Here is a 26,875-nt window from a genome sequence, read left to right as displayed (position 1 = left end):
ATGGACAGGAACCCTTCCGTCCGTTCCAGTACGACACTGGAGGCGCCCTTCCTGGTGCCGGTCTGGCGCGAACACTCGGGCGCCGAGCCGCCGGCGACCGCGCCCGACGGGGAGCGCTGGCTGTTGCTGCTGCCCGAGGGGGACCTCGGGCAGGCCGTCGTGGACCGGTGCGCGCAGACGGGTGCGCGGCTCTCGATTGCGGTGGCCGGCCGCCGGTTCCACCCCGACGATCCCGCGTCGGTGGCCCGGCTGATCGAGGAGGAGTTCGCCTCCGGAGCCCCGGACGCGGTGTTGTGCGCCTGGGCCCTGGGCGAGGAGCCGGGGGAGCGGGGCGAGGGGGCCGCCGCGCAGCGGGTCTTCGCCCGGCTGCACGCGTTGGGCGTGGCGCTCGCCGGGCCGGGCGGGGAGGGCCCGGCCGGCCCGGTCCGCCTGGTCGTCGCCACGGACCGGGCGCACAGGGCCGTACCCGGAGACACCGCGCGGCCCTTCCAGGCGGTCGCGGACGGCCCGGCCCTGGTGTTCGGCCTCGAAGCGGACCGGCTGACCGTGCGCAGAGCCGACATCGACACCACGGAGCGCGACGAGGCGACGGCCGCCGCACTGGCCGCCGAGATGACGACCGTGGGCGAAGGGGCGGTGGCATGGCGTTCCGGACGCCGACTGGCCCTGGAATACCTGCCGTTCACGCACTCGGAGCCGGCCGGGTCGCCGTTCGCCCGCGGCGGCACGTATGTGATCACCGGCGGCTTCGGGGCGATCGGGCTCGCTCTCGCCCGGCACATCGACGAGGTGCCGGACACGACGACCGTCCTGATCGGCCGGAACCTTCCGCGGGCGTGTGCGGGGGACGACGGGGTTGCAGGAGAATTGGCGCGGCTGCGCGCCGCCGGGGCCAGGGTCCTGGAATTCGCCTGCGACGTCGCCGACCGCGACGGTCTGGCGGAGGTCATCGGCAAGGTGCGCACGGAGACGGGCCGGATCGACGGAGTCCTGCACCTGGCCGGCGTGGTGGACGACATGAGGCTGCGGTCGCTCAGCCCCGAACTGGCCGCACGGGTGCTGGCCCCCAAGACCGCGGGTACCTCGGCGCTGGTCGAACTCTGCCCCGACGCCGCGTTCCTGGCGCTCTTCTCCTCGGTCCAGAACCTCAGCGGCGCCTATGGTCACAGCGCGTACATCGCTGCGAACCGCTTTCTGGACTCCTGCGCTGCCGCGGCCGACACGGACACCCGCCAGGTCGTCGCGATCAACTGGACCCTGTGGGGCGAGGTGTTCGGCATGGCCGCCCCGCCCGCCGGGACCGGGGGTGCCCCGGACGCCGTACGCGGCTGGCTGGCGACGGCCGAGGGCATCGCCGCCCTGGAGCGCATCCTGGTCCACCGCCCCGGACCTCAGGTGGCCGTCTGCCCCGACGGGTACGGGGCGCAGCTGAGCCGGGCCAGGAGCCGGGCGGCCGCAGCGCGCGAACGAGAGGCCGGCAGCGGCAGTCCACGGGTGGTGGCGCAGAACTGAGCTCCGTCGAGGCTTCGTTGACGCCGCCCGGCGGTGCGGCGAGGTCTCCGGACGGGTGGTCCGCCCTGGCGCCGGCGGTGCGTCCCGCACCGCCGGCGCCGGCCGAGCCGGATGCGCCGGGGATCCGGTCGTCGCCGTGAGCCGCACCGACAAGGCGCCGCGGGGGCCGCCGCACCGGATGAGGACGCACTTTGCGGTCGGCCCGCACCGTCCTCGTCGTCTCTTTCGTGGGCGTCTTCTCCCGATGCCTCGACTCCATGGCGGGACACGGGCCATTCCGCCCTCGAATACGAGGTCCGCCTCTACTCGCCGTCGCGGATACCCGGGTCGCCGCCATCGAACTGCATTCCGTTGACCTCGGTGCGCTTCGATTCCATGCTACTGATCGTTATTGGTGGACAGGTGGCCTGATTTGTTCGATCATTTGAGGCTCGTGATGCGAGGGGCGGGGGGCCGTGTTCGTTCTCGGCGCCGTGGGTGTGGGTGGCTCGGGCGCTGAGCAGCAGACGGTAGGCCTGCGAGTGCGAACGGGGATATCGTGATCAAGGTCCTGATCGTCGAAGACATGCGCATGCTCAGAGCGGCTCTGGTGACATTACTGAGGCAAGAACCGGACATCGAGGTCATTTCCGAGGTTGCTTCAGGCAAGGAAGCCATCACTCAGGCGCGTCGGCAAACGCCCGATGTCGCCATCGTGGACATCAACCTGCCGGACATTGACGGGTTCGCCGTCAGCGAGGCCCTGCTCACGGTCGCGCCGAATTGCCACACGCTCATGCTGACGAGCATCGGCCGCCCCGGAGACGTACAACGAACACTGGACGCGGGAGCATTCGGGCTGCTGGAGAAGGATGCCGATCCGACACGGCTCGCCGAGGCGATCCGCAAGGTGGACTCCGGCCAGCAGGTCATCGACGTCCAGCTCGCCCTGAGTGCGCTGAAGACACCGCATCCACCGCTGAGTCCCCGTGAACTAGAGGCGCTCCGGCTGGCGTCGGAGGGCGAGGGGCCGGCCCAGATAGCGGCGCGGCTCTTTCTTTCGACGGGGACGGTGCGCAACTACCTGGCGAACGCGGTCACGAAGCTGGGCGCTCGCAACAGGCTGGACGCCATCCGGATCGCGCGCAGCTCCGGGTGGCTGTGACGGCACGGCTCACGCCGTGCTGAGCTGCGCCCACTCGGACTCCGCCGAGTCTGTGCGGTTCCGGCGTGCACGCAGCGGCAGCTCGACCACCAGGCGGAACCTGCTGTGGGGCAGCGCACCCGAGCTGAACCGGCCGCCGAGGCCGCCGACCCGGGCGGCGAGGCTGTTGAGCCCGAGGCCCGCGGCGGTGTGCGTGGGCGGGGTGGCGGGCGCGCCGTCGTTGGTGACGGCCAGACGTACGCGGCCGGGGCGGAAGGAGACCTCGATGCGGCACCGGCCGGCCTTGCTGTGCTTGAGGAGGTTGGTGACGCCCTCGCGCACCACGGCCGCAAGTACCGCTTCGGCATCCTGGGGCAGGCGCCCGCAGCCGATCCGGACGGTGAGCTCGATCCCGAGCGAGTCCAGCGTGGGCCTGATGGAGTCGACGGTGCCGGTGAGCGAGGGCCGGTGCATGTCGTGGGCCATGACGCGTACGTCGTGAAGCGCCTGCCGGGACGTTGCGATGATCTCCGTGAGTTCCTGCCGGGCCCTTCCGTCCTGCTGGGGGACGCGGCGCAGGACGACCTCCGACTTGAGTGTGATCATGGAGAGGCTGTGCCCGAGCAGATCGTGCAGATCGCGGGCCATGCGCTCGCGGTCCGCCTCGATGGCCCGGTGCACGTCCTGGCCGCGTGCCGCGGGGGTGTCACACCTGGTGAACTCCGCGACCAGCAGCGGTATATATCCTGCGAGGAATCCCGGAATGGCCAGCCAGGCCCGCCCGAAAATCCATGGAAGGAGTGTCAGGACGCCACCACTTCCGGTGAGCCACAGGAAGTGCAGTCGCGGGGGAATGCGGAACCTCGATGTACCGGTGAGTAAACAAAAGGCCGCCAGGGTCACTATGGTGAAACCGGCGGCGATTTCGTGTCGAGCGAGATGAGTGGTCAGAAGGAAATCGGCACTCAGTCCGCCCTCCAGAAGTAACAGACCCGCACAAACCATCCGAATCAGCATCACTATGCGCACTCGGAAATCGTTCGACCCCCGCACCCGAAGTCACCCCCAGTGAGACCCTGGCCGCGCTAACTGAACAGTGGCCAATCGTAGAGCATGTGTTGTTGCCGCAGATCAAGAAAGTCAAAAATCTCTGGTGGGCTTGAGCTGCGCTCTTCATGTTGAATTTTCTACTGACTCTTTGGCGGTCGCTTTACCCGGAGTGGTGCCTTTCTTCGCTTCCGCCGCCCGGCCGCCGAGGGCGACCGCGACGCAGCCCGCCGCGCACGACACCAGGCCACCGACCCACAGTCCTGTTCGGGCACCCCAGCATCCGGCCAGCCACCCCGTCAGCAACGAGCCCAGTGGGGTCGCCCCCTGGAGGACCAGCGTGTAGAGGGCGAGCACCCTGCCGCGGTAGCGCGGATCGCTGCCGAGCTGGATGCGATGGTTCGCGGCCTGGGCGAAGCAGAGCTGCGCGAAGCCGGTGAGGAACACCAGCACCACCGCCGACGCATAGGTCGGCGCCCGGCCGGCAGCCGTCTCGAGCGCTCCGAAGAGCACGGCCGAGCCGGTCACCAGGCGGCTGCTCGGCCGCCCCCGGCGCAGGGTCGTCGCGAAGGCGCCCAGAAGCGCGCCGGCCGCGAGGGCGGTGGTGAGCAGGCCGAAGGAGAGGGCGTTCGCGCCGAACACGGTCCTGGCCAGAAGAGGCAGTGTGAGCTGGAAGTTGAGACCGAACAGCGCGATGACGGCGACCAGCACCAGAGGACCTGTCAGGTCCGCACGGGACCGGATGTACCGCAGCCCGTCGCCGACCCGGATCCGGTCGTGTGCGCCGGCGGCACGGCTGAGCTCGGCGGGACGGATCATCCGCAGCCCCGCGACCGTGAACAGATAGCTCGCGGCATTGAGCAGCATCACCCAGCCCACGCCGAGAACGGTGATGAGCACCCCGGCGACCGCGGGTCCGATCACCCGGGCCGCATTGAAGTAGGCCGCGCTGAGCGCCGACGCGTTCGGCAGGAGACCGGGGCCGACGAGGTCACCGACGAACGACATCCGGGTCGGCACCTCGACGGCGTTGACGACGCCGAGGACCAGCGCCGCCGCGTACAGCTGCCACAGCCGGACCTGGCCGGTGCACACCGCCGACGTCAGCAGCAGCGCCGGAGCGGCGGAGCACAGGTTCGCGACGGTCAGGAGCATGCGCTTGTCGTAGCGGTCCGCCAGGCGGCCGCCGTAGAGCGTGAGCAACAGCATCGGGGTGAACTGGAGGGCGGTGACCAGGCCCAGCTCCGAAGCGGAGCTCCCCGTGAGATCGAGGACGAGCCAGTCCTGGGCGACGACCATCATCCAGGTGCCCGTCACGGACATGACCTGACCGGCAGCGAACAGCCGGAAGTTGCGCACGGACAGCGAGCGGAACGCTCGCGCGAGGACCTTGGCCATGCCGCAGTGTGCTCAGGCCCGACCGGAGCGATCCTTGAGCGCGGACAGGGCGACGGCGAGGCTGCTGCCGTAGGGTGCTCGGATGATCGATCGGATCCTGCCTGCCACGGTGCGCTGGTCCCACTCCCGCACGGACCGGGATGACATCGAACTGTTCCCGCAGGAGCGCCAGGTCGTCGCCCGCTCGTACGCCAGGCGCAGAGCCGAGTTCACCGCCGTCCGGGCGTGCGCACGCGATGCGCTGGCCGCGCTCGGTGAGCCGGCCGCCCCCCTGCTGCCCGGCGCGGGCGGAGCACCCCGGTGGCCGCTCGGTGTGGTCGGCAGCATGACGCACTGCGTGGGGTATCGCGCCGCCGCTGTGGCGAGCAGTGCTGACGTGGCGACGCTCGGAATCGATGCCGAACCACAACGCCCGCTACCCGAAGGGGTGTTGGAGCGTATCGCGGGCCCCGAGGAACTTCGCGCGATGGCGGCTCTGCCCACGACGGACGGACTGGCCTGGGACCGCGTCCTGTTCAGCGCCAAGGAGTCCGTGTACAAAGCGTGGTTTCCGGTCGCCCGTACCTGGCTGGGCTTCCGGGACGTGACGGCGATCCTCGCCCCCGACGGGACCTTCGCCGTTCGCCTCCACGTGCGGGGACCCGAACTGTCCGGCCGCCCCCTGACGTCGTTCGAGGGATCCTGGGCCGCGGGTGACGGTCTCGTCGTGACGGCTGTCGTGGTCGGGCGACGGGACCCGGCGCCGCCTCCCCGGGCTCCGGCTAGCGTTTGATGCCCACACCTGCCAGCAGGCTGATCTGGGCGTCCTCGATCTCCGGCTCGCCCGAGGCGGGGGCGGCGGACCGCCAGCGGTGGCAGCAGCAGATGCCCGGTTCGACCAGGTCGAGGCCGTCGAAGAAGCGGCGGACGTCGCTGTGCGAACGGAACTGCACCGGCGACCCGGACTTCGTGTAGACCTCCGCGACCTTGTTCCAGGTGACCGGGTCGAAGTCGGGCGTGCAGTGGTTCATGGCGAGGGCGCTGCCCGCCGGGAGCGGGTCGAGGAGCCGTCGGACGATGGCGTACGGGTCGTGCGGGTCGGTGATGAAGTGCATGAGGGCGTTGAGGGAGAGGGCGATGGGCTGCTCGAAGTCCAGGACCCCCGAGTCCTCCACGGCGCTCATCAGTGCGTCGGGGTCCGTGACGTCGGCCTGGACGTAGGCCGTACGGCCCTGAGTCGTGCTGCGCATGAGGCGTTCGGCGTACTTGAGGACGAGCGGGTCGTTGTCCGCGTACACGACGTGGGCGTCGCGTGCGACGGACTGGGCGACCTGGTGCAGGTTGGGCTCGGTCGGGATGCCCGTACCGATGTCGAGCCACTGGCGGATCCCGTGCTCCTGCGCCAGGACACGGGTGGCCCGGTGCATGAACGCGCGGTTCTCGCGAGCGGTCACGTAGATGCCGGGGTGGGCCCGGGCGGCGACCAGGGCCGCCTCCTTGTCGATCTCGAAGTGGTCCTTGCCGCCGAGGAAGTAGTCGTACATCCGGGCCGAGTGCGCCTTGCTCGTGTCGAGGTCCTGGCCGGCCTGCCTGGTGCTCATGTTCTCCCCTTCGTACGTTTGTCTGTCGGCCCGCGGGCCGGGGACGGGATCCGGTGCCGCCGTCCCTCACGCCCGCTGCCGGTTCACCCGGCGGCCAGGTGGTCCGCCAGGCCCTCCTTGACCCCGCGGACGAACGCGGCGATCTCCTCCGGTGTGTAGATCAGCGCCGGCCCGGCCGGGTCGGTGGACTGGCGTACGGCCACGCGGCCGTCGGCGAGTTGCTTCGTCTCGACGCACTGGCCCCCGTTCGGCCCGCTCCAGGGCCGCTCCCAGCCCTGTTCCCCGAGATTGCGGGCCGGCATGCCGTTGTAGACGCCCTCGTCGGTGATCGTCATGAGTACTCCTTGCGCATGCGGTTCAAGAGCGCCCTGCTGTCCTCGGACGACGTCATCAGCGCCATACGGGAATGCGCTTCGAGATGGGAGACGACGTCCGCCCGCTGGTCCAGATAGACGGCGGCGGACAGGAGTTCGCTGTAGACGACGTCGGGCAGTTCGGGTTCCTCGAACCGGAAATAGGTGAACGGCGCGCATGCTCCGAGATGCGCGCCCGCGGTGAAGGGCACGATGTCGATGCTCACGTGTGCGAGCTCGGAGACGTCCAGGAGCCGTTCCAACTGCTCCCGCATCACGTGCGCGCCTCCCACCACCCGGTGCAGGACGGCTTCCTCCATGACCACCCACAACGTGGGCGCGTCCTCCCCCTCCAGCAGCTTCTGGCGGTGCAGCCGCAGCTCCACACGGCGTGCGAGCTCCTCCTCGCTGCCGTTCGGCAGGCCGCCGCGCAGCACGGCGTGTGCGTAGGCGGGGGTCTGCAGAAGGCCGGTGACGTACTGGGGTTCGTACGTACGGAGGGTCTTGGCGCCGGACTCCAGGCTGACGTAGGCGGTGAACCAGCTGGGGACGGCGTCGCGATAGGAGTGCCACCAGCCGGGCTTGTTGGCCTGTTCGGCCAGGTCGACGAACTCGTCGATCTCCTGACGGTCCGCGCCGAAGGTCTCCAGGAGCTTCTCCGCGTAGAGCGGCTTCAGCGCGACCTCGGCCTTCTCCAGCCGGCGGATCGTCAGGGTCGTCACACGCAGTGCCTTGGCCGCGTCCTCCAGCGAGGCACCGGCGCCGAGCCGCATCTCCTGCAGCCGACGGCCGAGGATCATGCGCAGGACTGTCGGCGCACTGGTGCCGGAACGGGCATCACTCACGCCCAACCTCCTGAGAAACCGTCAACAAGCCCATTCTTACAGCCATTTGATGTTGACGCCAGGCTGATACCCGTGCTGCTGAAATTATCAGGGAGTCGGTTGCAGCGTGACCGTTGTCACGCGCATAGTGGATGGGTGAGCGGTCAAGTCACAGCAATGACGCAGGATCCGGCCCGGAGCGGGCGGCAGTCGCTCCACCCGCCCGGTACGAGCCGAACGCACGTCCGTCCGGGCTGAGTCGAGCCCCTCCGCGTCCCCTCACGCGGCGGAACCCCTCTTCTTCGATCCACCTACGGAAGGCGCCCATGACCCCCCACGAGGAAACCGTCTCTCCCGTCGTGCTGTACGTGTGCGCCGACCGCGCCCGGGGCGTGCCCGGTGAAGCGACGCGGCGCGCCCAGAAGGAAGGCCGCGCGTTCGCCCGGGAACGCGGACTGACGATCGCCGAGGTCGTCACCGATACGTACGGTGAGCCCGATCCGGCCCGGCGCAGAGGGTGGCGGCGGGTGAGACAGCTGGCACAGACGGGCGACGTCACCGCGGTACTCGTCCGCTGGCCCAGCGCCATCGCCCCGGAGTCCGCCAGTGAGCTCCGGCACCGCGAGGCCGCCTGGCTGCACGACCAGGGCGTCCGCGTCCGCTACACCTGGGCGCCCCTGTCGTCACGGGGCTGATTCCCCCGGTTCCCGCCCGGGCGCCGCGGATCGGTGAGGAGTCCGTCGAGCGCGGTGGCGGAAGGCCGGCAGGCGGCCCGCCCGGCCTGAGCGGGAGCGGAACCCTCAGCCGCTCCGCGGTGGCTCCGCCCGCCCCAGCCAGGCGGTGAGCAGTGACTCCAGTGCCGCCGCTTCGTCCTCGCTCAGGGTGTCCAGGAGGCGGCGCTCGTTGCGCATGTGCTCGGTGAAGGCCCGGTCGATCAGATCGCGGCCGGCCGGGGTGAGGGCGACCACGCGGGCGCGGCCGTCGACGGCCGCCCGGCGGCGGGTGACCAGGCCCGCGCGTTCCAGGCGGTCGATGCGCTTCGTCATCGCGCCGGTGGTGACCATGGTGTGCGTCGCCAGTTCGCCGGGCGCCCGCTCGAACGGATCCCCGGCCCTGCGCAACGCGGCCAGCACGTCGAACTCACCCTCGCTCAGGCCGAACCGGCGGTAGACCACGCACAGTTCCTCCGTGAGCAGCCCGGCCAGCCGGTGCAGGCGGCCGATCACACCCTGGGCCCGCACGTCGAGGTCGGGGCGCTCGCGCGCCCATTCGGCCTGGATGCGGGCCACGTGGTCCAGGGGCTGAGAAGCGGCGGTGGAGTCAGCGGAATCCGGCATGGCCTCGATTGTAGCTTCCCGGGAAGGTATATTAGCTTCCATGGAAGCTACCTTGCGGTGGGTGCTCATCACGGCGATCGCCCCGGTGGCCTGGGGTACGAACTACTACGTCACCCACGCCTATCTGCCCGCCGGGACCCCGTTGTACGGCGCCGCCGTCCGGGCCCTGCCCGCCGGGCTGCTGCTCCTGGCCGTCCGGCGGCAACGGCCCCGCGGCTCCTGGTGGTGGAAGGCGGCCGTCCTCGGCGTTCTGAACATGGGCGGGTTCTTCGCGCTCGTGTACGTCGCCGCGCAACTGCTCCCGACCAGCACCGCTTCGACGATCATGGCGGCCTCACCGGTGGCCATGATGCTGATCGCCTGGGCGCTCGTCGCCGAGCGGCCGGGGCCGCTGCCCCTGCTGGGCGCCGCCGCCGGCATCGGCGGAGTGTGTCTCATGCTGCTGACCGGAACCGCCTCCGCCGACATCCGCGGGATGCTGGCCTCGGTCGCCGCCCTGCTGATGTCGTCCCTCGGCTACATCCTCACCAAGCGCTGGGGCGCCGGAACCGACGTCCTCGCCTCGACCTCCTGGCAGCTGATCGCCGGCGGCCTCCTGCTGCTGCCCCTCGCCGCAGCCGTGGAAGGCGCCCCGCCCGCGCTCGACGGGCCGGCCCTCCTCGGATTCGGTTACGTCACCGTGGTGGCGACCGCGCTCGCCTTCGCCGCCTGGTTCGCGGGCCTGCGCCATCTGCCCGCCGCGACCGTCGGCCTGGTCGGGCTGCTCAACCCGGTGACCGGAGTGCTGCTCGGCACCGTGATCGCCGGTGAGCCGCTCACCCTCCGGCAGATCGGCGGACTCGTTCTCGTACTGGCCGGGATCCTGCTCGGCCGGCCGGCCGCGCGCCGTCGCCCGGCCGGGGTCCGCCGCACGCGCGCTAAGACTGCGTGACCCTCAGTTCCCGTACGCCCGAAGGCTCGGCCGCGTCCGTCGAACGGACCGTCACCCGCACCTCGCGGGCCACCGCCCCCGCCCGGTACGGCTGCCAGTTCCGGCCGTCGGCCGAGGTCTCCAGGCGGTGCGACGCGGGGGACACGTCCGTCCACTCGGGCGCGATGCCCGTCACCGGGGCCGTCCGCCCGAGGTCGACCGTCAGCGTGCCCGTCCGCCCGTCGGGGGACCAGGCCGTCGCCGCACTGCCGTCGACCGCCGCGGCCGCGTACAGACCGGGCGTCTCGGACGTCGCCGTCGCCGGACGGCAACGGGCCGCGTCGGTGGTCGGGGTCAGGTCCGGTCGGCGCGTGGGGAGCGTGAGGGAGCCCGACAGGGTGCGGGCGCCGGACGGGGTGTGGACCGTGAACGGAGCGCCCGAGGTGAGCCGGACCTCGGTCGTCCGGGGGCCGACCGCGATGTCGTACGTACGACCCCGGTAGCGCAGGCCCGTCAGCTTCACGCCGTCGCTCAGCTGCGGCGGCAGCATCGGGTCCAGGCGCACCCCGTCCTCCCGCAGGCGAAGACCCGTCAGCCCGTGTGTGAACACCTGGAGGAAGCCGCCCTTACCGGTGAGGAAGTCCTCGGCGGGGAAGCCGGACAGCGGGTCCTGCGCACCCGCCTTCTCACCCCGCGCCTCACTGAAGAGCGCGTACGGGCCGCGCATGAACGGCCGCACCGCACGCTGGAGATACGTGTACGTGGCGCAGCCCGGCTCCCCGATGGCCGCCGCGTCGACCGCGTGGACCGAGTCCGTCATCGCCGGGCCGTCCGGATCGGTGTGCGCCGCGTAGTAGTCGAGCGTCGAGGCCGCCGCACCCGGTTCCATCGGCCACTCCAGCGGATAGATCAGCAGGACCGTGTCGGCCTGTTTGATCGTCGAGCCGTCGTACCCCGCGTACTGGAGGTACAGCTTCCGCTCCGGGTCGTACGGGATGCGCAGGCCGTCCGCGACCTCGGTCCACTTCTCCGGGGCCGGATGACCCAGGAGCTGCGCCGCGCGGGTGGCGTTGCGCAGCGCGGTGGCCGCGACGGCGTTGGTGAACACCCCGTCCGTGACGCCGTTGCTGTACTCGTCCGGGCCCGCGACCTCCTTCACCGAGTAGCTGCCGTCGTCGTTCGCGGTGGCGCGCGAGGCCCAGAAGTCGGCGATGCCCCGAAGCATCTGCCAGCCGTGGCCGGCCAGCCAGTCGCGGTCGCCGGTGGCCAGGTAGTACTGCCAGACGGCCAGGGACACATCGCCCTGGAGATGGTTCTGGGTCACGCAGTGCGGCGGGTTCCAGCTCTGGCACTCGGACCAGAGATTGCCCCTGCTCGCGCTCGTCCACGGGTAGAACAGACCCTCGTAGCCGAGCTTCTCGGCGTTCGTGCGGGCTTCGTCGCGCGTCCGGTAGCGGTACTCGACGACTGAGCGGGCCAGTTCGGGGCGGGTGGCGAGCAGCCCCGGGTACATCCAGGTCTCCGCGTCCCAGAACACCATGCCCGCGTAGTTGTCGCTGGTCAGCCCGGCCGGGGCGATGCTGTCGCGGGAGCCGGCGCGGGTGGAGGCGAGGAGTCCGTACTGGGCCGAGCGCAGCCACTTCTGCAGATCGGGGCTGCCCGGCACGGACACGTCGGCGGACCAGTCGCGGCGCCAGACGGCGGCGTTCTCGGCGAGCACGGCGGACCAGCCGCGCCGCGCCGCGTCCCGGGACGCCTCCCGCGCGGTGGTGCGCGGGGCGCGCGAGGTGAGCGCGGTGTCCACGCCCACGTACTTCTCGAACTCGTACGTACGCCCCGCGGTCACCCGGGACGCCTGTCCGTTCACGCCCGCCGGGCGCACCGTCTGCACGATCGCACCCGCCGTCCCCGTGCCCCGGGTGCGGAACGTCCCGTCGTCCCCCAGGTCGATCCGGCGCGCCCCGCGCGGGTCGAGCCTGCCGGTGACCGTCGCGGTGCCGGTCCAGTGCGGGGTCATCCGCAGCCGCACGGCCCCGGTGTGCACGTCGGAGCGGTCGGCCAGCACCTCGTACGTCAGGTCGGTCGCGCGCCCGTCGGCCGTGGTCCAGCGCAGCGAGGTGCGCACCAGCCCGCACCGCAGGAACACCGTCTGGCGGTACCGGGAGACGCGTCCGGCCGGGGTGGCGGAGCCGTACGTCTCCGCGCCCACCCGTACGTCGAGGTTCGTCCAGCTCGGGAGCGCGGCGGCCACCTCGCGGCCCGCCGCCAGATCCTCCTCGCGGCCGAAGAGCCCGGAGACGAACGCCCCGTCGTAGCGCGGGGTGAAGAGCGGCCAGCCGGTCTTCTCCTCGCGCTCGGCGTACCCGGCACCCGCGGCCGGTACGCGGTGCCCCAGATAGCCGTTGCCGACGTAGGGGTCGTAGCCCGCGGCCTCGCCGTACGTCGTGGACGCCGGGGCCCAGGCGGGGTCCGTGTCCCGGCCGCAGGCCACGGCCGGCGGGGTGGGTGAGGGCCGGCCGGCGGCGGACGCTCCGGGCGGCAGGGGCGCGATCAGGGCGCACGCGACGAGGGACGTGAGGAGAGAGGTACGCGAGAGGCTCACGGTACGAACGTAGGGAAGCGGGCGCGGTGCGGCGGGGCACGGCGCGCGGGTGAACGGCTGACGCGGGGGCGCGCACGCTCAGGCCGCGAGCCCCGTCTTCAGCCCCGCGCCGCACAGCGGTACGACGACGCCGCGGTCGGTCCAGCCGCCCACCGCCGCCCAGCAGGCCACGCCCGTCGTCTCCACGTAGAAGCCGCGGGCGGCCAGATCCAGCTGCGCCGCGCGGATCTGATCCTCGGTCACCGTCAGGAAGGTGCCGCCCGACTCCCGCACCGCCGCCAGGATCGCGCGGGCACGCGGCGGGCGCGGGATGGCGATGCCCTCGGCGAGGGTGGGGGAGGCGGTGGCGTCGGCGGTGACGCCGCGGAGGTCCTCGGCCCCGGCGTGGAAGGCCGCGGCCAGCGGGGACACCGCCTCGGCCTGGACGGCGACCAGCGCGGGGCGGGTGTCGATCAGGCCCTGCGCGAGGAGTTCCGCGGTGGCCAGGGCCGCGCCGAGGAGCAGCGTGCCGTTGCCGACCGGTACGGCGATGGCGTCGGGGAGCCGGCCGCCGAGGTCCTCCCAGAGCTCGTACACGTACGTCTTCGTGCCGTGCAGGAAGTACGGGTTGAAGACGTGCGACGCGTAGAAGGTGCCGGGTGCGTCGGCGGCGGCGCGGGCCGCCCGCGCGGTCGCCTCACGGTCCCCGGGGACGACTTCCAGCCGGGCGCCGTGCGCCCGGATCTGCTCGGTCTTCTTCGGGGACGTGCCCTCGGGGACGTACACCGTGCAGGGCAGCGCGGCGCGGGCGCAGTACGCGGCGACGGCCGTGCCCGCGTTGCCGCTGCTGTCCGCGACGACGCGCTCGGGGGCGAGGCGGCGGGCCAGTTCGGCGAGCATCACCGCGCCGCGGTCCTTGAAGGAGAGCGTCGGCATGAGGAAGTCGAGTTTGGCCGAGACCGTGCCGGTGAGCGGCACCAGCGGGGTGCGGCCCTCGCCGAGGGTGGTCGCGGGGGAGGAGAGCGGCAGGACCTCCTCGTACCGCCACAGGGAGTTGACCCGGCCGGGCAGTTCGCCGGGACGCAGCGGGCCCGGGCTCTCGAAGTCCAGGTCCCACGGGCCGCGGCAGACCGGGCAGCACCAGGTGAGCGAGGTGACGTCGGCGCGGGTGCCGTCCTGCGGGCAGCGGTACATGGTGGCCATGGCGCCAGCATGCCAGCCGGGGCGGCGGGGCGGAGTCCGGGGCGGCCGCGGTGTCGCGGCCGCCCCGGCAGGGCCGTTCCTACCGCCGGGAGAGTCCACGGTCGACGGCGGCCATCAGCTCGCCGTCCTCCGTGTCCCCGTCCAGCGACCAGAACATCGCGCCGCCGAGCCGGTGGTCGCGGATGTACGCGGTCTTGCCGCGCAGGACCTGCGGGTCGTCGTACGTCCACAGCGTGGTGCCGTCGAACAGCCACGCGCTGCCGTCACGGACGTTGCGGTGGACCTTGTACGTACCGGATTCGGCCAGCTTCTTGAGGGCCTTGTAGTCCTCGTAACCGGCCGCCCAGGTGGCGGGTGCGGGGGCCGTGGCGGGCTGGCCGAGGCCGTCGCCGCCGCCGGTCACACCGGTCCAACCCTGGCCGTAGAACGGCATCCCCATCACGAGCTTGCGGGCCGGGGCGCCGCGCTTCAGCCAGTCGCGCACGGTCTGGTCGACGCTGAAGTCGCCCTTCGCGTACAGCGCGGACTGCTGCGCGGTGGTCTTCTCGCCCGAGACGTGGAAGTCGTAGCCCTGGAGGTTCACGAAGTCGAAGTCCCGCATGATGCGCGGGACGTCGAAGCCGGCGTCGATCTTCTCGGGTGACGTGGGCACGAACGCCGAGAGGTCGTAGTGCTTGGGCTTCGACCCGTGGTGGCCGCCCTTGCGTGCCGCGGCGCTCCTCGCGTAGGCGTCGAGCTGGGTACGGAACTCGTGGACCAGCGCCGTGAAGTTCCGCTTGTCCTCGGGGCGGTACACCGTGTCGGTGTCACCGGCGGATCCCGGCCATTCCCAGTCGAGGTCCACGCCGTCGAAGAGACCGGCTGCCGCGCCCTCGCCGCCGCGCGTCCCGTCCACCGGCAGATTGCCCTTGATGTACAGGTCGATGCAGGAGGAGACGAAGGCCTTGCGGGAGGCGGGAGTGCGGGCAGCGTCCGAGAAGTGCGTGGACCAGCTCCAGCCGCCGAGCGAGATCATCACCTTGAGACCGGGGTGCTCGGCCTTGAGCTCGCGCAGCTGGTTGAAGTTGCCCGCGAGGGCCTGGTCGTCGGTGTCGGCGACGCCGTCCACCGAGCCCGCCGCATCCAGCGGGCGTACGTAGTCGGCCCAGGCGTCGGCCTCGCCGGGGACGTTGCCCGTGAAGCACTTCCCGTCGGCGCTCACGTTGCCGAACGAGTAGTTGATGTGGGTGAGCTTGGCCGCGGTGCCGCTCGTCTCCAGGTCCTTGACCTGGAAGTCGCGCCCGTAGACACCCCACTGAGTGAAGTAGCCGACGCGCTTGTACGCGGGCGCGGAACTGTGGTGGCCGCCCTTTCCGCGGTCCGCGCCGTGCTCGTCGCCGTGACCGGCGGTGGCGTTGGCGGCGGGGGCGAGGGTGGCTGCCAGCGAGAAGGCGCAGGCGGCAATGGCCAGTCCGGACAGGGTTCTTCGACGCATGAGGCCCGTTCCTGTGCGTGTGCGGAGGCATGTGCGTGTGCGGAGGCACGTGCGGGGAGGTGCGTGACCGTGCTGTGTGGAGAGGAAACTATTGGTCTGGACCAAATGCGGTCAAGGGGTGGGGCGCACCGGAACGGCCGAAGATGCGTGGCGGCCCGCGGGCGGATATGCGCACGCCGGCGGCGAATCATCACTTCGAGTGAAACTCTGGCCTGTGCTTGCGGTCTGGAACCGACGGTTGCGACGCTGTTGCAGTCTGTCAACCTCTTGGGGAGTGGCCTGTGACTTTCGGTGAGCAGCCCGCCTATCTGCGCGTTGCGAGCGATCTGAGAGAGAAGATCGCCAACGGTTCGCTGCCGCCGCATACGCGCCTGCCGTCGCAGGCGCGTATCCGCGAGGAGTACGGGGTCTCGGACACCGTCGCGCTGGAGGCGCGCAAGGTGCTGATGGCCGAGGGCCTCGTCGAGGGCCGTTCCGGCTCCGGAACCTATGTGCGCGAGCGTCCGGTCCCGCGCCGGATCGCCCGTTCCGGCTTCCGGTCGGAGGCGGGGGCCAGTCCGTTCCGGCAGGAGCAGACGGCGGAGGGCGCGCGGGGGACCTGGGAGTCCCGGAGCGAGCAGGAGGGCGCGAGCCCGGAGGTCGCCGAGCGGCTCGGCATCGAGCCGGGCGACCGGGTGATGCGTACGCGCTATGTGTTCCGGGAAGGCGGCGAGCCGATGATGCTCTCCACCTCCTGGGAGACCCTCGCGGTCACGGGGCGCACGCCGGTGATGCTGCCGGAGGAGGGCCCGCTGGGCGGCTGCGGGGTGGTCGAGCGGATGGCCGCGATCGATGTCGTCGTGGACAACGTGGCCGAACAGGTCGGCGCGCGCCCGGGGCTGGCGGAGGAGCTCCTGGCGCTCGGCGGGGTGCCGGGTCATGTGGTGATGGTGATCGAGCGGACGTACTACGCGTCGGGCCGCCCGGTCGAGACCGCCGACGTGGTGGTGCCGGCCGACCGGTACCGGGTCGCCTACCACCTGCCGGTCCGGTGAAGGGTGTCGCGTGGTCCGGTCCGGCCGGGGGGAGGGCTCTCCCGGCCTGCGGTGCCGGCCGGCCGGTGGGCTCTTCGACCTGCGGCCCCGGTCGGCCGGTAGGCTCTTTGACCTGCGATTCCGGTCGGACGGCGGGCCGGGCGGTACGGCGTTCCTGTCGGGTGACCGATATCCGGCGGCGCCCGTCCGGCGGCCGTCACCACGAATTAACGGCAGCCCGGACCCCGTAACGACCGGGCAATCATCGACCGTGACGGCTTGTCATGTCCCGCTCCTACCTTCCCGTTCGGACCCGCACTCCGGACTGACGAACGGGAAGTCACCGATGACGGACACAGCCGTACCGCAGACGGAGACCGCCTCCGGGGGAGACCTCGCAGGCGGCTCCGGCGCCCCGCCTCCCAGTCGCAGCTACGCGAAACTCGCAGCGGACGAGAGCCGGGAGGACTACTCCCTCCGCTATGCGCCGCACTCCTTCCGGCGCTGGTCGCCCGGCACGGTCGCGGGCACCGCACTCGGCGGGATCGCCTACCTCGCCGACTTCGCGATCGGCGCCTCGATCGTCTTCACCTATGGCTTCACCAGCGGATTCGCCTCGATCATGGCGGCCGCGACGATCATCTTCCTCACCGGCATCCCCATCGCCCGCGCCTGCGCGAAGTACGGCCTGGACATGGACCTCGTCACCCGGGGCGCCGGATTCGGCTACTTCGGCTCGACGCTGACCTCGCTGATCTACGCGTCCTTCACCTTCATCTTCTTCGCCCTGGAGGGCTCGATCATGGCCCAGGCCATGCATCAGGCCGTCGGACTTCCGGTCGAGGCGGGCTATCTGATCACCACTCTGATCGTCATACCGATCGTCTTCCGCGGCATGGGCGCCCTCGCCAAGGTGCAGGCCTGGACCCAGCCCGTCTGGATCATCGGCATGGTGCTGCCGTTCGTCGTCCTCGCCTTCGAGGCGCCGGACGCCTGGGGGGCGTTCGGCTCCTTCGGCGGCACGGAAGGGGCGGGGTCGGGCTTCTCCTGGATCGGCTTCGGACTCGGCACCGGTGTCGCTCTCTCGCTCATCGCGCAGATCGGCGAGCAGGCCGACTACCTGCGCTTCATGCCGGCGAAGACGGAGGCCAACAAGCGGCGCTGGAACCTCGCCGTCCTCGCCGCGGGACCCGGCTGGGTCATCATCGGCGCGGCCAAGCAGCTCGGCGGCGCGCTGCTCGCCTTCGTCGCCCTGGAAGCGGTCGGCAAGACGCACGCGCTGGAGCCGATCGCCCCGCAGATCGAGGCACTGAAGCCCTGGCTCGGCTCGTTCGCGCTGCCCGCGGCCGCCCTGTTCGTGATCGTGTCGCAGATCAAGATCAACGTGACCAACGCCTACAGCGGCTCGCTGTCCTGGTCGAACTTCTTCTCCCGGATCACCCACCGTCACCCCGGCCGGGTCTGGTACATCTTCCTCAATCTCGTCATCGCGCTGACGCTGATGGAGATGAACATGTTCGCGGCCCTCAACAAGCTGCTGGGCTTCTACTCCAACGTGGGCATCGCCTGGATCGTCGCGGTCGCCGCCGACCTGGTCATCAACAAGCGGATCGGCCTGAGCCCCCCGTACATCGAATTCAAGCGGGCCTACCTGTACGCGGTGAATCCGGCCGGATTCGGGTCGATGGTGATCGCCTCGACCGTCTCGATCCTCGCCTTCTTCGGGCTGTTCGGCACGTACGCGGAGGCGTTCTCGACCTTCATCGCGGCCGGACTCTCGCTGACGCTCTGTCCGCTGATCGCCTGGGCGACGAAGGGGAAGTACTACCTGGCGCGGCCCAATCCCGTGAACGGCCCCGGCGCCGAGGTCGAGGACATCACCGCCACCCACACCTGCTCGGTCTGTGCCACGGCCTACGAGCTCCCGGACATCGCCGACTGCCCCGTGCAGTCCGGGCCGATCTGCTCGCTCTGCTGCTCGCTGGACGCGGAGTGCGGAGACGTCTGCCGCAAGGCCCCCGCCGCCGGCCCGGTCCTCATGCCGGAGCCGGTGCTGCGCGAGGGAGCGGCCCGCCCCTGAGGGGCCGTCGCCGAGGCGCCGCCGTAACCGAGAAGTCGCTGAGGAACGCCCCGGGGGCGCATCCGGACGGATGCGCCCCCGGGGCGTTGGTCCGCTCCTGGCCGGATCGGTATCTCTTTGTGCAATTACGCATGCGTTGAGTAAAGGTCAGGCGTAGGCTCGGGCATATGCGTACTGCGGTTTCCTGGGGATCCTTAGAAACATGCACGCCGTTCAGGGGAGGGGCGCAATGCTCGGGAGGGACACGATGAGCGACAGCGGTGCCGTGCTCCCTTGGCTGGTGATACGGCAGGACGACAACGGCAACCGCTACCGCGTGGGCAGGTACGCCACGCAGGACGAGGCGCAGAAGACCGCCGACAAGCTGGAGAGTCACGGCCATAAGCAGCTCTACTGGGTCGAGCGCATAGGGCAGACCGCCCGCCCGTAGTGCGCCCCCTACAGCGTTTGTCCGGGCATCCGTGACGGGGCGTTACGCTCCGCACCATGACTGATCGCGTGGTGGTGGCCGGAGCCGTCTACGACCGGGGGCGGCTGCTGGCCGCGCGCCGCAGCGCCCCGCCCGAGCTGGCCGGACGCTGGGAGCTGCCCGGCGGCAAGGTGGAGCCGGGGGAGAGCGGTGAGCAGGCGCTCGTCCGCGAACTCCGCGAGGAGCTGGGCGTCGTGGCGGAGCCGCTGGAGCGCATCCCCGGTGAGTGGCCGCTCAAGCCCGGCTATGTGCTCCACGTGTGGACGGCCCGGCTGGTGTCCGGGGTGCCCGCGCCGCTCCAGGACCACGACGAGCTGCGCTGGCTCGGACCGGGCGAGAGCGGCACGGTGGACTGGCTGGAACAGGACCTGCCCGCAGTGGCCGAAGCTGTACGCCGGCAGCCCGGCGGCGCACACCGCTGAGCCGGGGGCCTTCGCCGAGCACCGTGCGCCCCCTCCCTACACGTACAGCCGTTCGTGCGCACGCTCCTACACCCGTACGCCCCACGTGTCGACAGCAGCGGTATTTCGTCCGGAATTTCGGGTATGTGATGTTTGGTCCCCCGCAATCAGGACGTTCCCGTTGCCGGCCCTGGGAAGTGATCGGCGTGATCGATACGGACGGCGACAGCGCAGAGTGGAGCTTTCCGGCTGTTCCCGGCGCCGTGCGCACGGCACGGCATGCCGTCCACGAGGCGCTGAGCTGCTGGGGGCTCGACGCGGCCCTCGGCGATGTGACGGTTCTGCTGGTCAGCGAGCTGGTGACCAACTCGATGCGCTACACGGCGGGTCCCATCGGAGTGCGGCTGGTGCGCCCCCGTCCTGATGGCGAAGGCCCCGCGGCGCACCCGGGTCTCCTCGTGGAAGTCTCCGATCCGCTTCCGGATCCGCCCACCGAACGTATGGCGGGACCCGACGACGAAGGCGGCAGAGGACTGCAGCTCGTGGCCTGTTCGGCCCGCCGTTGGGGGACCCGCCGCGGAAAGAGCGGCAAGACGGTGTGGTTCGAGCTGGCCCTGCCTGGTTAGGAGTGAGGTGGGACGAAGGCGATCACGGTGGGAAGGTCGGAATCGGCCGGTCATAATCTGGCCGAAACGGACTGAGACCGTGCTGTGATCGTGAACGCCGTGTCGGTCGGGGCCGTAGTGCTGAATACTGCGGGCAGGACCGGTCCGGTGTGTGAGCTGGAGGGGACGGTCGCGTGAGCGAGATACCTGGGACAGCGGGCGACGTGGTGTGGCAGAGCAGTCCGCCTGGCTCGATCTACGACTACATCAGGGTCGCCTCCTTCTCGATCGGCCCCGATGGCCTGATCGAGCAGTGGAGCCGCCGGGCCGCCGGTCTCTTCGGCGTTGCCGCTCACGAGGCCATGGGCAAGGACCCGGTCGAGGCCTTCATGCCGGCCGAGCTGCGCCGGGACGGCCACCGGCGGATCGGCGAGGTGCTCGACGGCAAGGAGTGGACGGGCCTCGTCCCGTTCCGGATGCCGGGCGAGGACGCGGTGCGCGGGCTCGCCGAGATCTATGTGATGCCGAGCGAGACGGTGACCGGTGAACGGGCCGCGGTCTGCATCGTGGTGGACGTCCGGGCCCTGCGGCTCATCGAGACGGACCTCGCGGCCTCGCAGGCGATTTTCGGCCAATCTCCTTTCGGGTTCGTTCTGTTCGGCACCGACCTCACCGTGCTGCGGGCCAACCAGCGGTTCGCCACCGTCTTCGGCGGCCAGGCGGACGACCACCGCGGCCGTACGGTCCACGACTACCTCGCGGCCGTGGAGGCGGACCGGCTGACGGCGACACTCGAACGCGTCCTGGCCACCGGCGACTCCGTCACCGACCTCCAGCTCGTCGGCACCGCCCCCGGCGACACCGAGCGCCGCCACTGGTCGATGAACCTCTACCGGGTGCACAGCGGCTCGGGCCGCCCCATCGGCATCGCCGGACTGGCCACCGACGTGACCCGGCGCCACATCGCCGCCCGGGAGGCCGCCAGCGCCCGGCGCAACCTCGCTCTGCTCAACGAGGCGAGCGCCCGCATCGGCAACTCCCTCGACCTGGAGACGACCGCCCGCGAACTCCTCGACGTCGCCGTACCCGGCTTCTGCGACCTCGCGTCCGTCGACCTCTACCAGGCCCTGCTCACCGGCGAGGAGACGCCGCCCGGCAGCGGCGGCTCCCTGCGCGGGGAAGCGATCGGCGGCTCCGCCGAACTGCGCCGCGTCGCCTTCGCCAGTGCCGTGTCGGACGCCCTGCCCGGCATCCCGGACCCCTCGGCCGACGCCGAACCCCACACGGTCGACGGCCCGCCCGCCCTCGGCGCCCTGCACCACTACCCCTTCGGCTCGCCCTGCGCCATCGCCCTGCGCACCGGCCATGTGGAGGACGTGCCCGGCGACGACCGCGGCTTCGTCCAGTCCACCCTCGCCGTGCCGCTGGTCGCCCACGACACCGTGGTCGGCCTCGTGCGGTTCTCGCGCACGAAGGGCAGCGAGCCCTTCGGGGAGCGGGACCGCTCCCTGGCCGGCGAACTCGCCGCGCGCGCCGCCGTCTGTATCGACAACGCCCGCCTCTACCGCCGCGAGCACGAACGCGCGCTCATACTCCAGCGCAGCCTCCTGCCGCCCGGCGACCCCGAGGCCGCCGGCCTCGACATCGCCTGCCGCTACCTGCCCGGCAACACGGCCACCGAGGTGGGCGGCGACTGGTTCGACGTGATCGAGCTCCCCGGCCACCGCACCGCCCTCGTCGTCGGCGACGTGATGGGCCGCGGACTGCGCGCCGCCGTGGCCATGGGTGAACTGCGCACCGCCGTGAGAACCCTGGCCCTCCTCGACCTGGAGCCCGCCGAAGTCCTCTCCGCGCTCGACGAGGTCGCCCGGGGCCTCGGCACCCCGGGCGCCGGCACCTCGGCCGATGCGGGCGGCGGGGCCCAGTGGCCCTCGCGGGCCGCCCACAAGTCACGCGAGGCGGACCTCTCCGAGGTCTATCTCGCGACCTGCGTCTACGCCGTCTACGACCCCGTCACCCGGCGCTGCACCTTCGCCAACGCAGGTCATCTGCCCCCCGTCGTCGTCGAGCCGGGCGAAGCCGCGCTGCTCCTCGACGTACCGCCCGGCATGCCGCTCGGCGTCGGCGGCGAACCCTTCGAGGAGGTCGAGGTGGAGCTCAAGGAGGGCGCCCTCCTCGCCCTCTACACCGACGGTCTCGTCGAGTCCCGCGACCATCCGCTGGACGAGGGGCTCGAAGCGCTGCGCGAAGCCCTCGTCGAACCGGCCCGGCCCCTCGAGGACGTCTGCGACCACGTACTGAGCTCGCTCGACACCCGGCACGGCGAGGACGACATCGCCCTGCTGATGGCCCGCATCCAGGGGCTGCCGACCGACGCGGTCGGCGACTGGCGGCTGCCCCGCGAGCCCCGCTCGGTCGGCCGCGCCCGCGAACTGGCCCGCGGCCGGCTGCTCGCCTGGGACCTCGACGACCTGGTGGACACCACCGAACTCCTGGTCAGCGAACTCGTCACCAACGCCCTGCGGTACGGCGAGGGCGAGATCCGGCTGAGGCTGCTGCGCGACCGCACCCTCGTGTGCGAGGTGTGGGACGCGGGCCTCGTCCAGCCGCGGCGCCGGCGTGCACGCGACACGGACGAGGGCGGCCGCGGACTCCAGCTGGTCGGGCTGCTGAGCGCGGCCTGGGGGTCGCGCCGGACACCGCGCGGCAAGACCGTCTGGTTCGAACTCCCGCTGCCCGACGGCGCACCGGCCGCCGAGCGCACGGTGGAGGAACTGCTCAGCATGTTCTGAGGCCGGCTCCCGGCGGATTCACGAAGCGGTCTTCAGCGCGGCGAGGCGGGCCTCCACCTCGGCGCTGTCGCCCAGCGTGTCCAACTGCTCGAACTGGGCGTCCAGCGACGACGCGGCGAGCTCCTGCTTGCCCAGCGCCTTCGCCTCCTCGCGCCGCACCTTGTCCTCGAACCGGCTGATCTCGCTCGTCGGGTCGAGGACGTCGATGTTCTTGACGGAGTCCATCATCTGGTTCTGCGCCTGGGCGGACTTGGCACGGGCGACCAGCTCGTCACGCTTGGACTTCAGTTCCGTCAGCTTCGTCTTCATCTGGTCCAGGCCGGACTTCAGCTTGTCCACCACCTCGGTCTGCGAGGCGATCGTGGGCTCCGCCGTCCTCGCCTCCTTCTCCGACTGGAGCTGGCGGCCGAGCGCGACCTTGGCCAGGTTGTCGAACTTGTCGGCGTCCGGACCCGATCCGCCGGCCCGCAGCTCATCGGCCTTGCGGCTGGCGGCGAGCGCCTTCTCGCCCCACTCCTTGGCCGCCGCCACGTCCTCGCGGTGGTCCTGCTCCATGAGGCGCAGATTGCCGATGGTGGCGGCCACGGCCTGTTCGGCCTCCGAGATGTTGGACGTGTACTCGCGGATCAGCTGGTCCAGCATCTTCTGCGGGTCCTCGGCCTGGTCGAGCAGCGCGTTGATATTGGCCTTCGCCAGCTGGGTGACGCGTCCGAGAATGGTCTGCTTGGTCATGGCACCTGCACCTCTCCTGTGTGTCCGGTCCTGCTGAGCAACGTGACGGATACGTGTGGGGCGATGGGACTCGTTCAGAAGCGGCCGCCACCGCCCCGCCGGCCGCGGGTGCCCCCGCCGCCGAAACTGCCCGGTCCGCCGCCCCCGCCGAAGCCGCCGCCGAAGCCGCCACCCCCGAAACCGCCCCCCCGGCCGCCTCCGCCGCCCAGGAGCCCGCCGAGGATGATCCCGCCGAGAACCGCGCCGCCCATGCCCCCGCCGCCTCCCGGCATCCCGCCGCCCGGTCCGCCGCGGCCCCCGTACGCGCGGACGTCCTGCTCCGCGAGGCTCCGCGCCTCACCGGCCAGCGCGTCCGCCCGCTGCGCCTCGGCCAGCGCGGCCTGCGGATCGTCCGTCCCGGCCAGCTCGCCGGCCCGTTCCAGCCTCCGCTGCGCCTCCGCCAGCCGGGTCCTGGCCTGGCTGCCGACGGCTCCGCGGTTCGTCGTGACGTAGTCGGCTGCGCCGCCGATGGCCGACCGTGCGGTGAGCATCGTCTGGTCGAGCAGGGAGCGGGCCCGCCGGTCGCCCTGCTCCTGTTCACGCGCACCGGCCAGCGCCTCGTCCAGCACCGCGTCGGCCTCCTCCACCCGCCGCAGGGCGTCGATCGGGTCGTACGCTCCCGCGCCGAGCTCCGCCCGCACATCGCGGGCCACCGTCTGGGCGCGGGCGATCCGGCCGCGCAGGTCCGCGGTGGACACCCCCTCCGCCGTGCCCTCCAACAGCCCTCCCGCGTCCGCCAGATCCGTCTCCGTCTCCGTGAGCGCGGCCGGCAGCCTGGCCGCGGCCTCCTCCAGCTCCCGTGCCCGCCGGTCGACGGCGTCGACGAGGGTGGCCGCCTGGCCGACCGCACCCTCGGCGGCCCGTACGTACACCGCCGCCGCCGCGTGGTCGCCGCCGTCCACCGCCTGGCGGGCCTGATTGAGGGACGACGTCGCGAAGACGAGCCGGTCCTTGGCCTGCTCGATGCCGCCCGCCACGGGGGCCGACGCGGATTCTGCGTATCGGCCGCGCAGCGTGGTGAGCGTGGCCTCGGCGGCGGAGGCCCGGACGGCGAGCGCACGGAACGCGGTCTCGGCGGCGGCGAGTGCCCGCGGGGCGTCGCGTTCCAGTTCCCGCAGCCGGTCGAAGTCCTCGGAGACGTCGTCCAGGCGGGCGTTGGCGTCCGCGCACCGGCTGATGATCTCGTCCAGCATCCGGCGGCGCGTGGCGTCGTCCTCGGGGAAGGCGTCGTCGAGCTGCTGACGCAACCGGAACGCCGTCGTCAGCTCGCCCTTGGCGTAGGTGACCGCCTCCGTGAACGGTGCGGCGGCCTCCTCGCCGAACTGGGCGGTGGCGAATCCGAGTTCCTCGTCGCTCGTGCGGACCGCGTCGTCCGTGGCGACGAGCGTCTCCTTGGCCCGCGCGTCGAGTTCGGGGAGCGGAGTGGGGGGCTGCGGTTCGTCCCGCCCGCCTCCGGCCGGCCCCCAGCCCGTCGCACCGGGCGTCGTACGGGTGGTGGCGCGCCGCTTGCGCCGGGTGAACGCGTACGCGGCGACCGCCGCGGCGCCGCCGACGAGGACGATCGGCAGCACCAGGTCCCCGGTGCTCGTCCCGCCGGAGCTCCCCGTGCCGGGGTCGTCGGCGCCCGGGGTGATCGCCGGCGTGGGGACGGGCGAACCCGCCAGGACGGCGGAGTACCCGTCGGCGGCCCCGATCGCGGCACCCGCCCAGTCGTTCTCCTTGAGCGCCGGCTCGATCGCGGTGCTCGCCACGTCCTGGAGCTGTGCGTCGGTGAGTCGGGAGCCCTGGTCGACGGAGTAGGCGTACTGCCGGTCGTGGGTGGCGACGGCCAGCAGCACGTCGTCGAGGCCGAGCCCGTTGCGGTCGGCCGTCTCGTCGGCCCAGTCCTGCGGGGACCGCCCGGAGAAGTCACGGACGTAGGCCACGAAGAGCTGGATGCGGCGCTGGTCGTAGAGCCGGTCGAGCGCGGTCACCACCTGGGCCCTGCGGTTCCCGAGCGCACCCACCTTGTCGGTGATCTGCCCGTCCCGGGACAGCGTGACCGGGTCGTCGGCGCGAGTGGACAGCGCGGTGGGAAGGGCCAGCCAGCACACCGTCAACAGCACGGCGAGCAGGGCCCGGCCCGGTATGAGGATCCGGGTTCGGCTCACAGGCGGCATCACGTTTGCGAGGCTATGTCCGCCTCAGGAGCCCCGCGACCCGGCCGACGCGCCGCACACCCCGCCCGGGAACGGCCCCCGCACCCGGTGCGTCCTGCTGTTCGTACGGGCGTGGCGCACCGAGGGACGCGCCCTGCCCGTTCGTACAGCCGGAGTACACCGAGACATACAGGGGGCACGCACGTGCGTGGGCGAATGGGGCGGGCGTCCGACGCCGTACGGAGCGGGGCGGCCCGGATGCTCGGCACCTGGCCGCGGCGGATCGCGTGCGCGCTGGTCCTGGTGATCGTGGTGCCGGTGCTCACCGCGGGCGTCGCCCTGCGCCTCAACTTCACCGGCGACCCCGGGGACGGCACCCGGACCCGTGGCCGCGACGCGATCTGGCTGGGGCACGCCTGGGTCGACGGCCGGAAGAAGGACGCCGACCTCGCCGCGTTCGCCGCCCGGATCAGGGGGACGGGCATCAAGGACCTGTACGTCCACGCCGGACCGCTGGAACACGACGGGACCCTGCCGACCTCCCGCTACCCCCGCGCCTCCTGGCTGATCGGCGCCGTGCACCGCACCATGCCCGGTATCCGGGTGCAGGCCTGGCTCGGGGACAGGCTGGCGGGCGAGGGACCCGACGGGCTGCGACTGGAGCGCGCCGCGTCACGGGACGCGGTCGTCGGATCGGCGCGGCAGATCCTGGACGCCGGATTCGACGGCGTGCACTTCGACCTGGAACCGCTGCACTCCGGCGACGCGCACTACCTCTCGCTCCTGGACGACCTGCACGCGCTCACCCGGGCCCGCGCGGCGCCGCTCTCCGTCGCCGCCCACCAGATCGACCCGCTGCCCGCCGCGCAGACCGTCCTCGGCGCGGTCTCCGGCCGGGGCAAGTGGTGGTCGCAGAAGTACTTCGGGCAGGTGGCGCGCCGGGTCGACCAGATCGCCGTCATGTCGTACGACACCTGGATGCCGCTGGAAGGGCTGTACGGCGGGTACGTCGCCGAGCAGACGGCGCTGGCCCTCGAAGTGACGCCCCGCGACACCGATCTGCTGATGGGTCTGCCGTTCTTCCACGAGAACGACCTGGGGCACCACGCGTCGGCGGAGACGGTCGCGGCCGCGGTCCGCGGCACCAGACTGGGGCTGGGGCGCACGGACCGCGGCCGGGAACGGTTCGGGGTCGCGCTCTATGTCGACTTCGCCGCGGAGGACGGCGACTGGGCCGCGTACCGGGAGGGCTGGCACTGACCCC

Annotated in this window: 23 protein-coding genes; 12 read left to right on the top strand and 11 right to left on the bottom strand. The window is 71.7% G+C overall.

Features of this window, described 5'->3' with window-relative positions:
* Together OG959_RS12320 and OG959_RS12315 are read left to right on the top strand one after the other, a co-directional pair.
* Complete coding sequence (locus OG959_RS12320; RefSeq protein WP_326658192.1) at positions 1–1,512, top strand: SDR family NAD(P)-dependent oxidoreductase; 1,512 nt, start codon at positions 1–3, stop codon at positions 1,510–1,512.
* A gap of 538 nt (positions 1,513–2,050) precedes the next feature.
* Entirely contained in the window at positions 2,051–2,656 is a 606-nt protein-coding gene (locus OG959_RS12315) for a response regulator transcription factor (protein WP_326658191.1), read from the top strand.
* 9 nt (positions 2,657–2,665) lie between these two features.
* On the opposite strand, the gene OG959_RS12310 is transcribed toward OG959_RS12315, so the two are convergent.
* Positions 2,666–3,316, bottom strand: a complete 651-nt coding sequence (locus OG959_RS12310; RefSeq protein WP_326658190.1) for a sensor histidine kinase — start codon at positions 3,314–3,316, stop codon at positions 2,666–2,668.
* A gap of 492 nt (positions 3,317–3,808) precedes the next feature.
* The gene (locus OG959_RS12305) at positions 3,809–5,080 is read right to left on the bottom strand and encodes an MFS transporter (RefSeq protein WP_326658189.1); all 1,272 of its coding nucleotides are present in this window, start codon (positions 5,078–5,080) and stop codon (positions 3,809–3,811) included.
* An 82-nt stretch (positions 5,081–5,162) separates the two neighbouring features.
* Between OG959_RS12305 and OG959_RS12300 the strand changes: the two genes are divergently transcribed.
* Entirely contained in the window at positions 5,163–5,852 is a 690-nt protein-coding gene (locus tag OG959_RS12300; protein ID WP_326658188.1) for a 4'-phosphopantetheinyl transferase family protein, read from the top strand.
* On the opposite strand, the gene OG959_RS12295 is transcribed toward OG959_RS12300, so the two are convergent.
* The 3 genes from OG959_RS12295 to OG959_RS12285 form a co-directional block, all read right to left on the bottom strand.
* A complete protein-coding gene (locus OG959_RS12295; RefSeq protein WP_326658187.1) occupies positions 5,842–6,660 on the bottom strand; it encodes an SAM-dependent methyltransferase in 819 nt (272 codons plus the stop codon). The two genes, OG959_RS12300 and OG959_RS12295, sit on opposite strands and share 11 nt — an antisense overlap.
* A gap of 83 nt (positions 6,661–6,743) precedes the next feature.
* The gene (locus OG959_RS12290) at positions 6,744–6,995 is read right to left on the bottom strand and encodes a DUF397 domain-containing protein (protein WP_148020507.1); all 252 of its coding nucleotides are present in this window, start codon (positions 6,993–6,995) and stop codon (positions 6,744–6,746) included.
* The gene (locus tag OG959_RS12285) at positions 6,992–7,858 is read right to left on the bottom strand and encodes a helix-turn-helix domain-containing protein (RefSeq protein WP_326658186.1); all 867 of its coding nucleotides are present in this window, start codon (positions 7,856–7,858) and stop codon (positions 6,992–6,994) included. Before OG959_RS12285 ends, OG959_RS12290 begins: the two co-directional genes overlap by 4 nt.
* A 305-nt stretch (positions 7,859–8,163) precedes the next feature.
* Between OG959_RS12285 and OG959_RS12280 the strand changes: the two genes are divergently transcribed.
* Positions 8,164–8,532 carry a hypothetical protein gene (locus OG959_RS12280; protein WP_326658185.1) on the top strand — a complete coding sequence of 123 codons (369 nt, stop codon included), beginning with the start codon at positions 8,164–8,166 and terminating at the stop codon, positions 8,530–8,532.
* Between the two features lie 105 nt (positions 8,533–8,637).
* On the opposite strand, the gene OG959_RS12275 is transcribed toward OG959_RS12280, so the two are convergent.
* Positions 8,638–9,174, bottom strand: coding sequence for a MarR family winged helix-turn-helix transcriptional regulator (locus tag OG959_RS12275; protein WP_326658184.1), 537 nt, complete (start codon positions 9,172–9,174; stop codon positions 8,638–8,640).
* 40 nt (positions 9,175–9,214) lie between these two features.
* Here OG959_RS12275 and OG959_RS12270 point away from each other — a divergent pair, with 40 nt between their 5' ends.
* A complete protein-coding gene (locus OG959_RS12270; RefSeq protein ID WP_326658183.1) occupies positions 9,215–10,105 on the top strand; it encodes a DMT family transporter in 891 nt (296 codons plus the stop codon).
* On the opposite strand, the gene OG959_RS12265 is transcribed toward OG959_RS12270, so the two are convergent.
* The 3 genes from OG959_RS12265 to OG959_RS12255 all read right to left on the bottom strand — a co-directional run bounded on the left by OG959_RS12265 (position 10,092) and on the right by OG959_RS12255 (position 15,342).
* Positions 10,092–12,686: a discoidin domain-containing protein gene (locus tag OG959_RS12265; protein ID WP_326658182.1), complete on the bottom strand. Its 2,595-nt coding sequence runs from the start codon at positions 12,684–12,686 to the stop codon at positions 10,092–10,094. The two genes, OG959_RS12270 and OG959_RS12265, sit on opposite strands and share 14 nt — an antisense overlap.
* A 78-nt stretch (positions 12,687–12,764) precedes the next feature.
* Positions 12,765–13,868 (bottom strand): pyridoxal-phosphate dependent enzyme, encoded by a 1,104-nt coding sequence (locus OG959_RS12260; RefSeq protein WP_326658181.1) that lies wholly within the window; start codon positions 13,866–13,868, stop codon positions 12,765–12,767.
* Positions 13,869–13,947: 79 nt separating this feature from the next.
* Complete coding sequence (locus OG959_RS12255) at positions 13,948–15,342, bottom strand: glycoside hydrolase family 18 protein (protein ID WP_326658180.1); 1,395 nt, start codon at positions 15,340–15,342, stop codon at positions 13,948–13,950.
* A 281-nt stretch (positions 15,343–15,623) separates the two neighbouring features.
* Between OG959_RS12255 and OG959_RS12250 the strand changes: the two genes are divergently transcribed.
* From OG959_RS12250 to OG959_RS12225, 6 genes are all read left to right on the top strand, one after another.
* The gene (locus OG959_RS12250; protein ID WP_326658179.1) at positions 15,624–16,376 is read left to right on the top strand and encodes a GntR family transcriptional regulator; all 753 of its coding nucleotides are present in this window, start codon (positions 15,624–15,626) and stop codon (positions 16,374–16,376) included.
* Between the two features lie 325 nt (positions 16,377–16,701).
* Positions 16,702–18,435, top strand: a complete 1,734-nt coding sequence (locus OG959_RS12245; RefSeq protein ID WP_326658178.1) for a purine-cytosine permease family protein — start codon at positions 16,702–16,704, stop codon at positions 18,433–18,435.
* A gap of 229 nt (positions 18,436–18,664) precedes the next feature.
* Positions 18,665–18,865, top strand: a complete 201-nt coding sequence (locus tag OG959_RS12240) for an SPOR domain-containing protein (protein ID WP_326658177.1) — start codon at positions 18,665–18,667, stop codon at positions 18,863–18,865.
* Between the two features lie 56 nt (positions 18,866–18,921).
* Positions 18,922–19,326, top strand: a complete 405-nt coding sequence (locus OG959_RS12235) for a (deoxy)nucleoside triphosphate pyrophosphohydrolase (protein ID WP_326658176.1) — start codon at positions 18,922–18,924, stop codon at positions 19,324–19,326.
* A gap of 176 nt (positions 19,327–19,502) precedes the next feature.
* Positions 19,503–19,931, top strand: coding sequence for an ATP-binding protein (locus OG959_RS12230; RefSeq protein ID WP_326658175.1), 429 nt, complete (start codon positions 19,503–19,505; stop codon positions 19,929–19,931).
* Between the two features lie 206 nt (positions 19,932–20,137).
* Entirely contained in the window at positions 20,138–22,702 is a 2,565-nt protein-coding gene (locus tag OG959_RS12225; protein ID WP_326666350.1) for a SpoIIE family protein phosphatase, read from the top strand.
* A gap of 18 nt (positions 22,703–22,720) precedes the next feature.
* On the opposite strand, the gene OG959_RS12220 is transcribed toward OG959_RS12225, so the two are convergent.
* Positions 22,721–23,434, bottom strand: a complete 714-nt coding sequence (locus OG959_RS12220; protein ID WP_326658174.1) for a PspA/IM30 family protein — start codon at positions 23,432–23,434, stop codon at positions 22,721–22,723.
* A gap of 74 nt (positions 23,435–23,508) precedes the next feature.
* Positions 23,509–25,623, bottom strand: coding sequence for a TPM domain-containing protein (locus tag OG959_RS12215; protein WP_326658173.1), 2,115 nt, complete (start codon positions 25,621–25,623; stop codon positions 23,509–23,511).
* Between the two features lie 246 nt (positions 25,624–25,869).
* Between OG959_RS12215 and OG959_RS12210 the strand changes: the two genes are divergently transcribed.
* Entirely contained in the window at positions 25,870–26,871 is a 1,002-nt protein-coding gene (locus OG959_RS12210) for a hypothetical protein (RefSeq protein ID WP_326666348.1), read from the top strand.
* The last annotated feature ends 4 nt before the right edge of the window (positions 26,872–26,875 follow it).

It is taken from the genome of Streptomyces sp. NBC_00385, from assembly GCF_035917155.1.
GTDB classification, from domain to species: domain Bacteria; phylum Actinomycetota; class Actinomycetes; order Streptomycetales; family Streptomycetaceae; genus Streptomyces; species Streptomyces poriferorum.
Note: the sequence above shows the minus strand (reverse complement) of the source record. Positions and strands in the feature narration are given on the sequence as shown.